The following is a 14,205-nucleotide window of genomic DNA, read 5'->3' as shown; positions in this document are numbered from 1 at the left end:
TTGCCACATGAATAGATTTTATTTATTATCACTTCTTTTGCTTATCTCTTCCGTCGGTTACTCCACTCCCTCACAGAAGAAGGCAGAAACATGGATCGAAGCTTGCGTAAGGACGAAAACAGAGATAGAAACAATGCTTAAAAAGCGTGGAATGCCTGTCACTTCTACCTGGATGAAGCACCGGAGCAAAGCCGAACCTTTTACGGTAGATTTGAAAGGAGTGGATAAATTAGTGCTTGTCACTTCCGGCGGACCGGACGGTTCAAGTTACGACCATGCTGTCTGGGCAAATGCACGTCTGATAAAACCCAATGGTACAGCTGTCTGGCTGGATAACATTTCTTATGAATACAGTGTTACAGGCTGGGGAAATCCTAAGCTAAATAAAAATATATACGATAACGACATTGTTATTGCCGGCAAGAAATATGAACATGGCGTCCTTTGTCATGCGGATGGAATATTGATCTATCCGCTTCAGGAACAATATATCCGATTCGAAGCAGAAGTTGGGATTGATGATGCATCCGTAAATGGAAGCGCCTACTTTTCAGCAATGAATATTGCCCCCAATCTTGTCATTAAAGAATTGGTAAATCAATATCCGCATGAAATGGCAATGTTATCTATGGCTGTAGAAAATCTGGAGAAATGGATTATCAGTCCAGATGCATCGATTGAACGAAAAGCAGTAGAGAATGTGATTGAAAAATTAAAGAATAAAGTCTATTACGCCGATGTAGCCAAGCAAATAGCTAATGAGAAAGATATAAATGTACAGATACGCAAGTACTTGGAATTATTGTATAAAATTCAAGGAATATACCAACTTCAAGAGGAACTGGCATGGCTCAATGTTGGTTCGGTTCAAGGAGCTTTCGACGATATGAAAAAGCAAACGGGATATGACATCAACAAGTATGAACCCTTGTTGAAAGAATTATTCCGACTTGAAAAGAAAGGCTTTCAAGGTATTTATAGCGGAGATGAGCAAGCAATAGCCGATGCTCGTAAAGCATTGAAATACAAACATGAGATCTTATTGGGAAATACGTTATTAGATACCAATAAAATAGTTGCCGCCCGTTTTAAATTAGGAATGACGGCTCGTCAGGCAATGGCTCCCGATTTAGGAACACAAGCCAATAACTGGAGTAATCAAGAATCAGCCCGCCGGGAAGGTTTTGATGCAGAGATTGTTGAACTTTCCAATTTACGTGGAGACATCAAGACACGTTGTATTTATAAACCCTCCAACGGTTCTTCCATTTCCGACCTAAAGCTCCACTGGGAAGGAGACAGAGTAATGTTTTCCCAATTACAAAGTGATAAACGGTGGAATATATTTGAAGCGAAACTAGACGGAACCGGTTGTAAACCTCTCTTAGAAAATGAAGAACCGGACCTGGAATTCTATGACGGAACTTATCTGCCTGATGGCCGTATTGTAGCTGTCTCCAATATCGGATATCAAGGAGTACCATGCGTAAATGGTTCCGACGCAGTAGGAAACATGGTACTTTATAACCCGAAAGACAAAAGTATGCGCCGTCTGACATTCGACCAAGACGCCAATTGGAATCCGACTATCATGAATAACGGACGCATCATGTACACACGCTGGGAATACACAGACCTTACACATTATTATTCCCGTATTGTGATGCACATGAATCCGGATGGAACAGAGAACAAAGCACTCTACGGTAGTGGTTCCATGTTCCCTAACAGTACGTTTGACATGCAACCTTTGCCGGGATATGGTTCCGCATTTATCGGAATCATATCCGGTCATCATGGCATAGCCCGCTCCGGACGTCTGATATTATTTGATCCCACCAAAGGGCGTAAAGGAATATCCGGTATGATTCAGGAAATACCTCACCGGAATCGTCCGATCCAGGAACTTATAAAAGACGAACTCGTAAATGATGTCTGGCCGCAATTCATTAAACCGGCTCCTTTAAGTGATAAATATTTTCTGGTTGCAGCCAAACTAACCCCTAATTCATTATGGGGAATTTATCTGGTAGATATCTATGATAATGTAACTTGCCTGATGCAAGCAGAAGGAGAAGGATATATCAGTCCGATTCTGGTACGTAAAACAATGACTCCACCTGCCATTCCCGACCGGGTAAAACTGGAAGATAAAGAAGCGACCTTCTTTATTCAAGATATTTATGAAGGAGAAGGATTGAGAGGTATTCCCCGGGGAACAGTAAAATCCCTCCGCCTGCATGCTTACGAATATGCGTATGTCAATACAGAATCAGACCATAACTGGCAAGGTATACAATCCGGATGGGATATCAAACGCTTGTTAGGTACAGTTCCGGTAGAAGAAGACGGTTCCGTTATTTTCAAGGTTCCTGCCAATACTCCTATTTCTATTCAGCCATTGGATAAAGAAGGAGTAGCCATTCAGTGGATGCGTAGCTGGGTAACCGGACAACCGGGTGAGATTGTATCTTGCGTAGGGTGCCATGAAAACCAAAATCAGATCCCTATTCCCAAACGAGTCATCGCTTCACAGAAAGCCCCGTCTTCCCTTACTTTACCGGAAGGTGGACAACGTTCCTTTACTTTCGACCTGGAAGTACAACCCATCTTAGACAGAGCATGTATTGCCTGCCACACCGGAGAAGGAAAAGCGTTTGATTTACGTGGTGGGAAAAAAGATAAAAAGGGATACGGTACTTCTTATTTAAATCTACACCCCTACGTGCATCGTCAAGGAGGGGAAGGAGATATGGTGGTATTGCAACCTTATGAATATCATCCCAATACAAGCGAATTAGTTCGACTCCTGAAGAAGGGGCATTACAACGTAAAACTGACAGACAAAGAATGGAAGACACTCTATAACTGGATTGACTATAATGCGCCGGACAAGGGATATTTCAACGCAAACGTATTGAAGTATTTCCCATACAAAGGATTTGACCAAGTAGAACGTCGTATAGAACTGAATAATAAATATGCAGGCGGTTCCGGCGTAGACTGGAAGAAAGAAATCACCGAATATGCCGAATATTTAAAGAAACAAGGTACGATAACTCCTGTAATACCTGAAAAAGAAGTGACCCGAAAAGAAAAAGAGATCAAAATCCAAGGATGGCCATTTGATGGAGACAAGGTGAAAGCCATGTTGGCTGATGAGAAAGAAACACGTAAAGTCGTTGAGATAGCTCCGGGAGTGGAAATTACTTTCGTCCGTATTCCTGCGGGTGAATTTGTTATGGGAAATAACAATGGCGAACCGGATGCCCGTCCTACCAGTAAAGTAAAAATAAAGAAAGCATTTTGGATGGCGGAACTGGAAACAACGAACGAACAATACCGCGTTATTTTCCCGGAACATGACAGCCGTTTTGTGGACCAACAATGGAAAGACCATGTAGTTCAAGGTTATCCGGCAAATAAACCGGAACAGCCTGTAATCCGTATCAGCTATAACGATGCAATGGAATACTGCCAAAAATTGAGTGAGCAAACCGGTCTGAAGATCACCCTTCCTACCGAAGCACAATGGGAATGGGCCTGTCGTGCCGGTAGCGATCAGGATTTCTGGTATGGTGACTTGCATACGGATTTTGGTAAAAAGGACAATATGGCCGATAAGACAACATTGTTGTTAGCCGTTTCGGGTATAGACCCGCAACCTATGTCTAAATCTGATTTCTGGTACCAGTATTACACTTTCCTACCGAAAGAAGAAAGTGTTGATGACGGGAATCTGGTTCAAGTTGGCGGAAAGGTTTACGAAGCAAATCCATTCGGCCTGTATTGCATGCATGGAAATGTTGCAGAGTGGACACGCTCCGACTATTTACCTTATCCATATAAAGAAACAACGAAATCATCTTCCGAATATAAGACTGTACGTGGAGGTTCGTATATCGAACGTCCGAAGTTCTCCACCTCATACTCACGTAAAGGTTATTATCCATATCAGAGAGTGTTTAACGTTGGTTTCCGCATGATTATTGAAGAATAATTAAATCCCAAATTCAATGATGGAAAGATAAAACATCCAACCTATTCAATCAAACAACTGATCCCACCCAAAAAGTGAGGTTGTGTCAAAACGTTGGCACAACCTTTTTCTAAAATTTATAGTCCTGTTATCTTTTCTTTTGGCTATGCCGCTTTTTTCTCATTCATTTGGTAACAAGTTACTATATTCCCGTTGTATCGAGTTATAAATAGCCCAATAAATATAGATTTAGCAAGTGTAATGAACTCCTTTCCTGCCTTTCTCAGTTTTGCACACATCTTTTTGATATTAAAAGCTATGGCAAAGAAGGCAAAGTCCATTGTCACCTTGTCTTCTCCCATATGCCGGAACCTTCTGTATGCCATGTTGTATTTCATTTGTCCAAAAACGGCTTCCGGTTCTATACACCGCCTGCCCCTATGCCTGATTCCTTCTTCTGAGAGCAACCTTTCCCGTGCCTGCCTTTTGTATTGGTTTAACCGGTGGTTGACTTCTATAATACGGTTCCCCCGGGCTTTAAAGCAACTGCCACGCAAAGGACAGCCTTCGCATCTTTGTGCTTTATACCGGGCACTTTCGGAGATGTATCCGCTCGCTGTTTTGTCACGTCTGGTTCCTATACGGTTCATGTGCTGCCCCATAGGACAAACGTAGTAATCCTCCCCCGCATTGTAATGGAGACTCTCCGCATGGAATGGGTTGGGGGTATAACGGGGACGCTGTTCTTTATGGAAGTAGTTGTACTTGACAAAGGCTTCTATCCCATTATCTTGCATGAACCGGTAATTTTCTTCCGAGCCGTAACCGGAGTCTGCCACACCGATACCCGGTAAGCGGTTATAGCGGTGCTGGAAGGAGTGGAAGAAAGGGATCAGGGTCAGCGTATCGGTGGGGTTGGGAAACAGCCGGAAGTCTATGATGAACTGGTTTTCAGTACCTGTTTGTAAATTATACCCGGGCTTGGTCTGCCCGTTCTTCATGGCGTCTTCTTTCATACGCATGAATGTAGCATCAGGATCGGTCTTAGAATAGGAATTACGTTCTCCAAGGACTTCAAGGTGATTGTCGTATTCCATCAGCTTGTCACGGTACTCCTCAAGTTCCCGGACCTGTTTCTTCTTTTCCCGGATGACTTTCTTTTGTTCCTTGTCCTTTGTTACAGGCTGGTGTTCCAGCACCTCTTTAAGTTCATTCACTATATCTGAGAGCATGGCAGGAGTGAACTCTACGGATGTGTCTTTGGAGGAGTTCTCTTGGGCTATGGCTTCATCTACCTGCTCCAGGAGAATGCGGATCTTATCCATCAGCTTTGTACGGTTCTTTTCGACTGTCTTGCGCCAGACAAAAGTATATTTGTTGGCCATGGACTCAATCTTGGTACCGTCGATATACTCTACGTCAAGGCTGATAAAACCTTTGTCGGCAAGGACAAGAACCAACTGCGTAAATACGGTATTTATTTCTTCTTTTACACGGTTTCGAAAACGGTTGATGGTAATAAAATCCGGATGTTCATTACCGGAAAGCCAGATATAATGGATGTCACGTAGGAGAAGCTTCTCTATTTTGCGGCACGAATAGATATTGTTCATGTAGGCGTAGATAATTACCTTGAGCATCATTTTAGGATGATAAGGACAACGACCGGTTGCTTTATAAAGCTTCTTGAAATTGTCAAGATTGAGATTATCAACAACTGTATTAACGATGCGAACCGGATCGTTCGATGCTATGTTCTCATCAATTCTTCCGGGAAAAAGAACTGTTTGGTTGGGAATGTAAGGACGAAAATGTAACTTTGCCATAACGAAAAACTTTATGCCTAAAGTTACAAAAATTTTGGGTAATAACAAAGCCCGGGCTTGCGAAAGTCTGGGCTTTGCGCATAAAAAAAGGTTGTGCCAGCATTTTGACACAACCTCACACAGATTGGGTAAAACAGGACATGGGGGAAGGGGGGCTGGATGAAACTGCCTTACTCAAATCTACAATCAATCTTTCAAGCTATCTTTTCCGAGGCAAATTCAGCAAACCATAAACAGCATTACTCAAAGTCGGCTCTCCCTGGAAAGGTAATATAGCCAATGTCTCATAAGCCTTCTTATAATCACCACTTCTCGCATAGGCAGCGGCCAGATAAGAAACTGTGCTCTTTGAAGGGGTCAGTTCAAACGCTTTTTCCGTCAAGGTTATGATAGCTTGCTTTTCTTCATTGGAAGGAGTATAGGTTTCAACAAAAAACTTGCCAATAATAAAAGTATAGATCATTTCCCGATACAAATAAGGACGAATCTTCTCATTTGCTGCTCCAATAGCGGTCGCCTGAGCGAGAGCTTCTTTATAGTTACCGTCAAATATCTTAGATTCCATTTGAATCAAGCTCATATACAACTCTTTATTAGGAAAGTTTTTACTCTCAATCAAATCCATGTACGAACGGTACTTCGTCTCTTCTGTCCGTACCGACATCGGTATCCGTATCAGATTCATATACATATACCTGTCAAAATCAAGAGATTTATCAAGCTCAGACGAATAAACATCATTATATTCTAACAAAGTAGTCCATACTTTATCATTCTCAATAGTACGAGTGAAACGGCACAAAAGTTTACCGATTCTCGGACTTTTCAGTTTTTCAGGAGACAATCCGGTTAAATACTGGTTGAAGAGCGGACGCACCGAATCTGGAAACACTTGCGGTAATACCTCAAACAGGTATTTTTCGACAAAGTCATCTTCCCTATTACCCGACTTCCACTTTTGATTATACTCGTCTATTTGTTTGCCCAATGAACCGGTCTTGGCATCCTGACAAGATTTCAAGAATAATTCTGAGGGCATAGCTCCAGTTTTAGTACTCAGCAACTGACCGTCCTTATCCAACCAATAAAAAGATGGATAAGCTCCCGGACGGAACTTAGTGAAGAAACCATGATCCTTTTCTTTTTCCGCATCCAACTGAATAGAAATATAATTTTTATCCATATAAGCCACTACTTCAGGATCTTTAAAGACTGTAGCCGCCATCTTCTTACACGGAGCACACCAAGAGGTATATACATCTACAAAAATCGGTTTATCCTCTTTTTGGGCACGTGCTTTCAGGTCTTCCCAAGAGCAATTCTTCACAAATGAAATTTGCTGGGCATTTGCTACTAAGACAAATGCCGACAAACATAACAACAGTCCTATTAATCTATTCTTCATAATCAATATTTACTTTCAAAATCCATTATACGATCAGCAAAATTAGGATGGAATACAGTACGCTTCAAGCTAAGCCCACCATCCGTATTAACAGTTAAGCCACAGAAGCCAGCTCTCTTTTCCGACAAGCTATTGTCACGGAATGCTACCCACAAACGATTTCCACCGCGTTCTACTTCAATATGATCAATTACATATTGGGCACCTCCTTCCGCATCATCTTGCAAGTCATATATTACCCCACCAGTGGAGCTTGCCGAATTATATACATAAACTTTACTGCCAGCTACATAAAATAAATAACCGGAGAAAAGAGCGGAAGCAGTGAATGAATTAGCTGTAGCGATGTTCTCACAAGTAAGAACCTCATTACCTAAATCTTTAAAATAAGAGGAAGGTGTGCCATCTGTATAAAATCCAATTCCCATCTTCAATAAATGTCTCTCTCCTTCCGGAGTCTCAAACACTCCCAGATATTCTTTATCTCCGGACGAACTACGCGAAGTAATACCTGCATACAAACATTTCATTCCTACTTGATCCGGATTAAAGAAACCACCATTGACATATGTAAAACCACTTGTTTTAGTTACTTTCGTCAGGAAAGCAGTCGTTATATTAAAAATAGAATAAAAACAAGTATTCTGATTATCATAAAGTACCATACGACTAACCATATCCTCATCATCTATAAAATTAGCATTGTCGGCTATTTCATAAGTTGATCCTTGCACTGACAAACTCGGTTTTACCGTCGTGCTCGGAACCTGAGTGTTCGTAGCACGATCATAAGCCAATCCGTTATCTATCAGATATTCGCGCATTGAACTCTTATAATAAGCCTGTGGCACTATTTCATCAGGAACGATACCAAAAAACATATCTTTATAATCCCTGCGTTTGGTTAAAGTGATATTATCAAGCACCTTTCCTCCTTCTCCATCCTGACACATTACCAACACCTCACTGGTGACATCTGTGGTGTATTTATTAAAATAAATTCGTTTAGGGTGAGTACCTAGCACATCACCGTCATTCAGTTTACCATAAACGTCCGTTACAACCTCATCTTTACCGGGAATCCAGAAGTCAAGTACGGCTTTTCCATCCGTTTCCGCAAGAATCATCAATCCATTAGTAAATTCATTCACCACATTCACCGTAAACTCTTTCTCATAATAGATTTTCGTCACTGTGCTGACAGCTTTGAACTTCATTGTATGTTCTCCCGGAGTCAGACGGATCACTACATCCAGATTTTTTTCTTTTGAAAGTGTATCTGCATCATAACGGGTCGATTTGTCATAAGCAATCCAAAAGAACCTCAGATCAGCTTCCGTATTCAATGTAGTCTTTAGTGTAGGATGAATACTAAATAAGTTGTCTACATACACATCGGTATATTCATCTTCAATCCCCTCAATGATAACATCATTAAGCGTATGAAAGCTCTCATTCGTAGTGTCGTCCACACATGCCCAGCAGGCGAGCAGCATTATATATACTATTAATTTCTTCATCTTATTATAAATTATTAAAGTGGTGACCAATCAGCTGTAATCCATGCTTGCGTATCTTCGTCCCAGATAGGAGTCTGCGTCAGATAACTATAAACCATACGACCGTAAGACATATAATCAGCTATTACCGCATAATCCAGTGCTTCCGGAAAATCAAATCCCTGCAATTGGATACATAAACGATGTTTTGCCTTTGAATAAGCTCCGTAGTATAATGACAGAGGCATATCCCAATAAGAAGGTTTAACCAACTGATCTGTGATCACCAGTTTCGCCTTCAGCGAACCGGCATATCCCAAATCAAAATCCTCACTTGACTTCAGGTTCAGAATCAGTTTCACATCTCCATTCTTCAAATCTTCATTCATCACAGTTATATTGATAGCTGTTTCTATATTACCAGCTTCCAAAACTACTGATTTTGACAGATTTTTATAATGAACCCCTTCTTTAGCAGTCGATACGGGATCTACTTCCACAGAGATAGAACGATCTTTATCGACAGAAGTTCCGATAATCCGTACCGGAATAGAGACTACATCTTCATCTTTCAAACCGGATGCAAAAGAATAGAAAATACTATCTTTTTCTGTCACAGTGCTAAAGTAGACAGCAGGTTTTTCCTCATACAACATTCTTTCATTTTCCTGACATCCCAAAAGGCTAAAGCCGATCAGCATAGCCCATATGTTTATTAATAAAAATTTCTTCATAACACGCTAATCTATAAAATACGTATTTTCCGTAGGAAGCGGAAGTATATATACACTCTCATAGTCGGATAATGCTGTCTTCAATATAGGTTTTTTCTGTATTGCCATACGTTTGTAAGCATAAAACAACTGCCCTTCACCAAGAAACTCTTTGGCATATTCCGAAAGTAACGTTTCTTGTAAGTTTTCTGCGGTCAGTTCCGTTTCGGGAAGCCCGCGATGGTATTGAAGCTGATAAAAGTAATCGTTTGCATCTCCTAATGTCGGAGCAGTTTCCGTCGCAATAAGAAACATCTCTGAAACTTTCAGTAGAGGGACACGTTCCGAATAACTATATTTCGCAATCAGGTTATAAGACCCAGAGTTTTCTACCCACCATTGCTGACGATAATCCATACTCAAACTTGTAGGGAAAATCTTACCCAGGGTTGATTTGTTTATAGACAGGAAATCGGAATTAGAATTACTTACATAGAAATATTTATCTACCATTTCATCTTTTAGTCCACGATATTCCAGCGAAAAAACATTTTCCTGAATAAAACCATTCTTATCCTGGCTCGACAGGTCCGCACCGGAAACAAGTGGAAACAGAGTAGAGTTGATTACTTCCACTGCATAATTATAGGCTTTAGTTTTATCCCCTTCGGCATTTCGATACAATAAAGTACGTGCCAATAAAGCAGTTACCGCGTAATAATTCATCCGGTACTCTCTTCCTTTCCATACTCCTGTAAGATTCTCCAAATCAAATGTCGCATGTTTGGGTCCGTAAGGATCAATCGGAGCCAACAAAGTACGTGCAGCTTCCAAGTCGCCTACAATACGATTCAAGACGCCTTCTGTAGTTAGACGTTCAAAAAGTTCGTTTGTGTAACGGTCTACATAAGCAATCGCTTTCCGGTTTCTGCCATTCTCCATGGCTGGTGAAGCAGCAAACAGACGCAACAGATCTAAATGGATGTACGCTCTCAATCCTAATGCTTCTCCCTTGAAAAGTTCGTATTCTCCGGTTGCAAAGATTCCCTTTTGATCGTCGATACGGTCCAAGAGACTATTTAGGTTGGCAATAATATTATATTCGTTCTTCCAAATATTATCTTTGCGTGTTTCCTCTTTTGTTTCAGAATAATTGTATGCGTACGCATTTTCAAAATTATTGAGGGTAGTGCCGGCTGTGGAATAATATTGCCCGAGCACATCCATATAGGTCATGGTCAGTTGTCCACCATAAAGATCTTTGGTAGCCATTGTACCATAGCAACCGATCAACGCATCTCTGAATCCTTGCGAAGTTTCAAACAGATCGTCAGCTTTCAGTTCTGATTTAGGGGAAATATCAAACCAACTTTCACACGAAGACAGTGTCAAAAGTGGTATTATATAACCTAATATTAGTATCTTCTTCATATTCTTCATTTTAAAAAGTTAATTGAGCAGTAAAGGAGTAATGATGCGCATAAGGATAAGCCGTACCGATCTCACGACGTATAGTAGACATCCTCATAAAGTCATTTGCAGTCACAGCCACTTTCAGATATTGTGCTCCAAAGTGACGGATCCAATCTGTTCGGAACGTATAGGCAAGACTTACAGAATTGGCAGATAGATAATTATCTTTCTCTACAAAGCGGGAAGTCGGTTTCGTTGCCGAACGATCACTGATACGTTTATACATAGCTGCAACTCCCGGAGTCTGCCAACGACTGTAAAGCGCACGCTCATCTACATTATTATAAGGATCCACATTTTCTACTTTATCTACTAGAGTTTGGTTATAAGCATATCCTCCGAAACGGTAATAGAAGTTCGTATTCAGTTCAAACCCTTTGTAGTAAATATTGAAACCAAACGTTCCACTCAATTTCGGATCGGCCGAAGCATAAGGAACATAATCTTTTTCGCTCCATGTTCCGGTATAACTACCGTCTTTACTGATAAACACTTCATTTCCTGTGGCAGGATCAATACCTGCCGATGGTACTACCCAAATGGTATTGACAGAAGCACCTTCAATATATCTTACATAAGGCTTGGTTGAACCGGCCGCATCTGCTTTATCATTGAAAGAACTCAATCCCGAAGAGATCTTCTTCAACGTGTTATTGTAATGCTGTCCGTTTACAAACAAATTCACGCGCCAGTCTTTATTCTGGAAAGCAGTCAATTTCACATTAAAGTCGAAACCTTTGTTCTGAGTTTCTCCCAGATTCTCTTTGTAGGAGTCGAAACCAAGATAAGAAACCATATTGACATCCACCAACAAATCTTTTGAGTTCTCGATAAAGTAATTGAAGTATCCGCTCAGACGGTTTTTGAAGAAACCGAAGTCGATACCAAAGTTTGTCTTATTGGTACGTTGCCACTTCAAGTTCGAGTTACCAAACGCTTTGATTACCGTACCGATATAATCCTGATAAGCCAACTCACTCTGATATTGATACATCATCAATGCCTGATAAGGGTAAAAGCTCTGACTACCTGTATATCCGGTACTCATACGCAGACGGAACTGATCGACAAAAGAAACTTCTTTCATAAATGCTTCATTATGAAGATTCCATCCGATACCAGTACTCCAGAAAGTACCCCACCGTTGGTTGCTGCCAAATAAAGAAGAACCGTCCATACGTATGGAAGCATCTACGAAATAACGATCATCAAAACTATAGTTCACATTTCCGAAGAATCCCATCAGACGAGTCATGGTAGCATCTCCTTTTACAGTACTGCCTTCGAGAAATCCCGCTCCCATAGCAGGATGATCAAGCTGCTGATTAGGAAAACCGTTTATTGTATAGGTACTGTAATCATCAGAAGTCTGCTGGATATTCCAACCTCCGTTCAAACTCAGTGCATGTTTTTTGAATTGCCCGAAATAAGAAAGCACCAAACTGCCGTCATAAGAGCTGGACACTGTATTTCCTTTGGTATAGCTACCTTTGTTCTCTTCCACTGTAGCAAAATCAGTATGATCTGCCGGTTTGAAAACATCTGTTGATTTATTGACACGTTCCAGAGAGAAGTTACCTTTCAACTTCAGGTTATTCAGAATATCCCATTCCACACTAAAGTTATCAACGAAATCATCATAAGCAGTCCGGTCTTTAGTGTTCAGGGTAGAGTTATACATCGGATTGACTACAGTTGTAGAGCCTGAGCTAGGACTGTAGATGGTAAACAGAATTTTCTTCAATTGTCCGTTTTCGTCGTACGGATAATAATAAGGATTCATGTTGGCATAATCACTGAACGATCCGTAAGGAGAATTATTGGCAGTCACCTTATCATAGGTAATCTCATTGCGGAAACGCAAATTACGATAATTATACTGCAACTTGATTCCTGTACCGATACGAGTACGGTCGGAGCCTTTCATCACACCCGATGTTCCATTGTAGGTAAGGTTTACTCCGTACCGGAAACTTTCATTCCCACCTTCCAACTGTACACTATGACGATGGCTGATACCTAAAGAACGTAACGGCTGTGCCAACCAGTCCGTATCATAGCCTTTCTGTACCAGTTTCAGCCGTTCGTTATAACTCCTGCGATATTCTTCATCTACATAAACAGCACCTGTACCTACATACAGTCTTGCCAAATCTTCATATTTCAATTTATCGGAAGCTCTCAGCAAATGATAATCGGAAAGATCGGCAGCCTCAAAGTCCATACTACCGTAATAGTTCAAACGCAGTTTTCCGGCTGCCGGTGCTTTGGTATCAATAATAACGACTCCGTTAGAAGCACGTGAACCATAAATAGCCGTAGCCGAAGCGTCTTTCAATATTGAAATATTAGATACCCGGTTGGGGTCGAGGTCATATACTTTTTCTACACTGACTTCGAAACCATCAAGAATAAAGGTAGGGAGATTGGAGTTACCTTTATATTCTTCACTCAAGCTGGTAGTGGTAGGGAGCGCATTTACACCGCGTACCTGAATATTGGGGACTGTATTCGGGTCGGATCCCATGGCAATGTTATCCACAATCTTAAATGAAGGATCGATGGCAGCAATGGTAGAAAGTAAGTTCTGGTCAGAGATAGCAGCCAGTTCGGCTCCACTATAATTAGTAGCTGCTCCGGTAAATGTTTGTTTGCGTTGTGTGTAGTATCCTGTCACAACGACATCGTCCAATGTCTGTACGTCTGCTTTCATACGAACATTCATCACAGCGCTGACAGGAAGTGACACAGTCTCCATTCCGACATAGGAAAATTGTACCATTGCATCACCGGGCACTTTGATAAGTTCAAAGTTTCCATCGATATTGGTTTGTGCTCCGATAGTTGTTCCTGCTACATGGACTGATGCTCCGATAACCGGCAAACCGTCTTCGACGGAAACAACCGTTCCCTTCACTTTTTCCACAGTCTTTGCCGGCTCTTTTCTTTGGGGAGTAATGTTCACAAATTGCCCGTCGATAAGGAATTTTAAAGGTTTGTCGCCAACCATAAATTTCAGTACCTGTTCGATGGTATGATTCTTCACTTTTCCATCGACTGTGTATTGATTGACATCCTCATAAACAAATAGTATCTTATATCCAGATACATTTTCGAGCCTCTTAAATGCAGAAGACAGACGCTCGTTCTTAAATTCCATCGTAATCCGCTTTTCTTTCACTTCCTGTGCTCCCACACTAAGCGAGCCCAACCAGGAAATAAAAAAGATAATGGCAAGTAACCGATCTTTTTTCATAACTGACTTTATTAAAATAGAATTTCATATTATCAGTTTATATACGGAGTAAAA

General features: G+C 41.0%; 7 protein-coding genes. 1 reads left to right on the top strand and 6 read right to left on the bottom strand.

Going from position 1 to position 14,205, the window contains the following annotated elements; genetic code table 11:
- The first annotated feature begins 7 nt into the window (after window positions 1–7).
- Entirely contained in the window at window positions 8–4,000 is a 3,993-nt protein-coding gene (locus EJF25_RS14445; RefSeq protein WP_125041758.1) for an SUMF1/EgtB/PvdO family nonheme iron enzyme, read from the top strand.
- Window positions 4,001–4,143: 143 nt separating this feature from the next.
- Here EJF25_RS14445 and EJF25_RS14440 read toward each other — a convergent pair whose 3' ends face one another.
- The 6 genes from EJF25_RS14440 to EJF25_RS14415 all read right to left on the bottom strand — a co-directional run bounded on the left by EJF25_RS14440 (window position 4,144) and on the right by EJF25_RS14415 (window position 14,151).
- On the bottom strand, window positions 4,144–5,805 hold the full coding sequence (locus EJF25_RS14440) for an IS1182 family transposase (protein WP_125040504.1): 1,662 nt from the start codon (window positions 5,803–5,805) through the stop codon (window positions 4,144–4,146).
- Between the two features lie 199 nt (window positions 5,806–6,004).
- Complete coding sequence (locus tag EJF25_RS14435; protein WP_125041757.1) at window positions 6,005–7,210, bottom strand: thioredoxin family protein; 1,206 nt, start codon at window positions 7,208–7,210, stop codon at window positions 6,005–6,007.
- A gap of 2 nt (window positions 7,211–7,212) precedes the next feature.
- Window positions 7,213–8,730 carry a PKD-like family lipoprotein gene (locus tag EJF25_RS14430; RefSeq protein ID WP_125041756.1) on the bottom strand — a complete coding sequence of 506 codons (1,518 nt, stop codon included), beginning with the start codon at window positions 8,728–8,730 and terminating at the stop codon, window positions 7,213–7,215.
- Window positions 8,731–8,744: 14 nt separating this feature from the next.
- On the bottom strand, window positions 8,745–9,443 hold the full coding sequence (locus EJF25_RS14425) for a DUF4843 domain-containing protein (protein WP_125041755.1): 699 nt from the start codon (window positions 9,441–9,443) through the stop codon (window positions 8,745–8,747).
- Between the two features lie 6 nt (window positions 9,444–9,449).
- Window positions 9,450–10,853 carry a RagB/SusD family nutrient uptake outer membrane protein gene (locus EJF25_RS14420; protein ID WP_160119421.1) on the bottom strand — a complete coding sequence of 468 codons (1,404 nt, stop codon included), beginning with the start codon at window positions 10,851–10,853 and terminating at the stop codon, window positions 9,450–9,452.
- Window positions 10,854–10,863: 10 nt separating this feature from the next.
- Window positions 10,864–14,151, bottom strand: coding sequence for a SusC/RagA family TonB-linked outer membrane protein (locus EJF25_RS14415; RefSeq protein ID WP_125041753.1), 3,288 nt, complete (start codon window positions 14,149–14,151; stop codon window positions 10,864–10,866).
- Between the last annotated feature and the right edge of the window lie 54 nt (window positions 14,152–14,205).

The sequence above is a fragment of the Bacteroides faecalis genome (assembly GCF_003865075.1).
GTDB classification, from domain to species: domain Bacteria; phylum Bacteroidota; class Bacteroidia; order Bacteroidales; family Bacteroidaceae; genus Bacteroides; species Bacteroides faecalis.
Note: the sequence above shows the minus strand (reverse complement) of the source record. Positions and strands in the feature narration are given on the sequence as shown.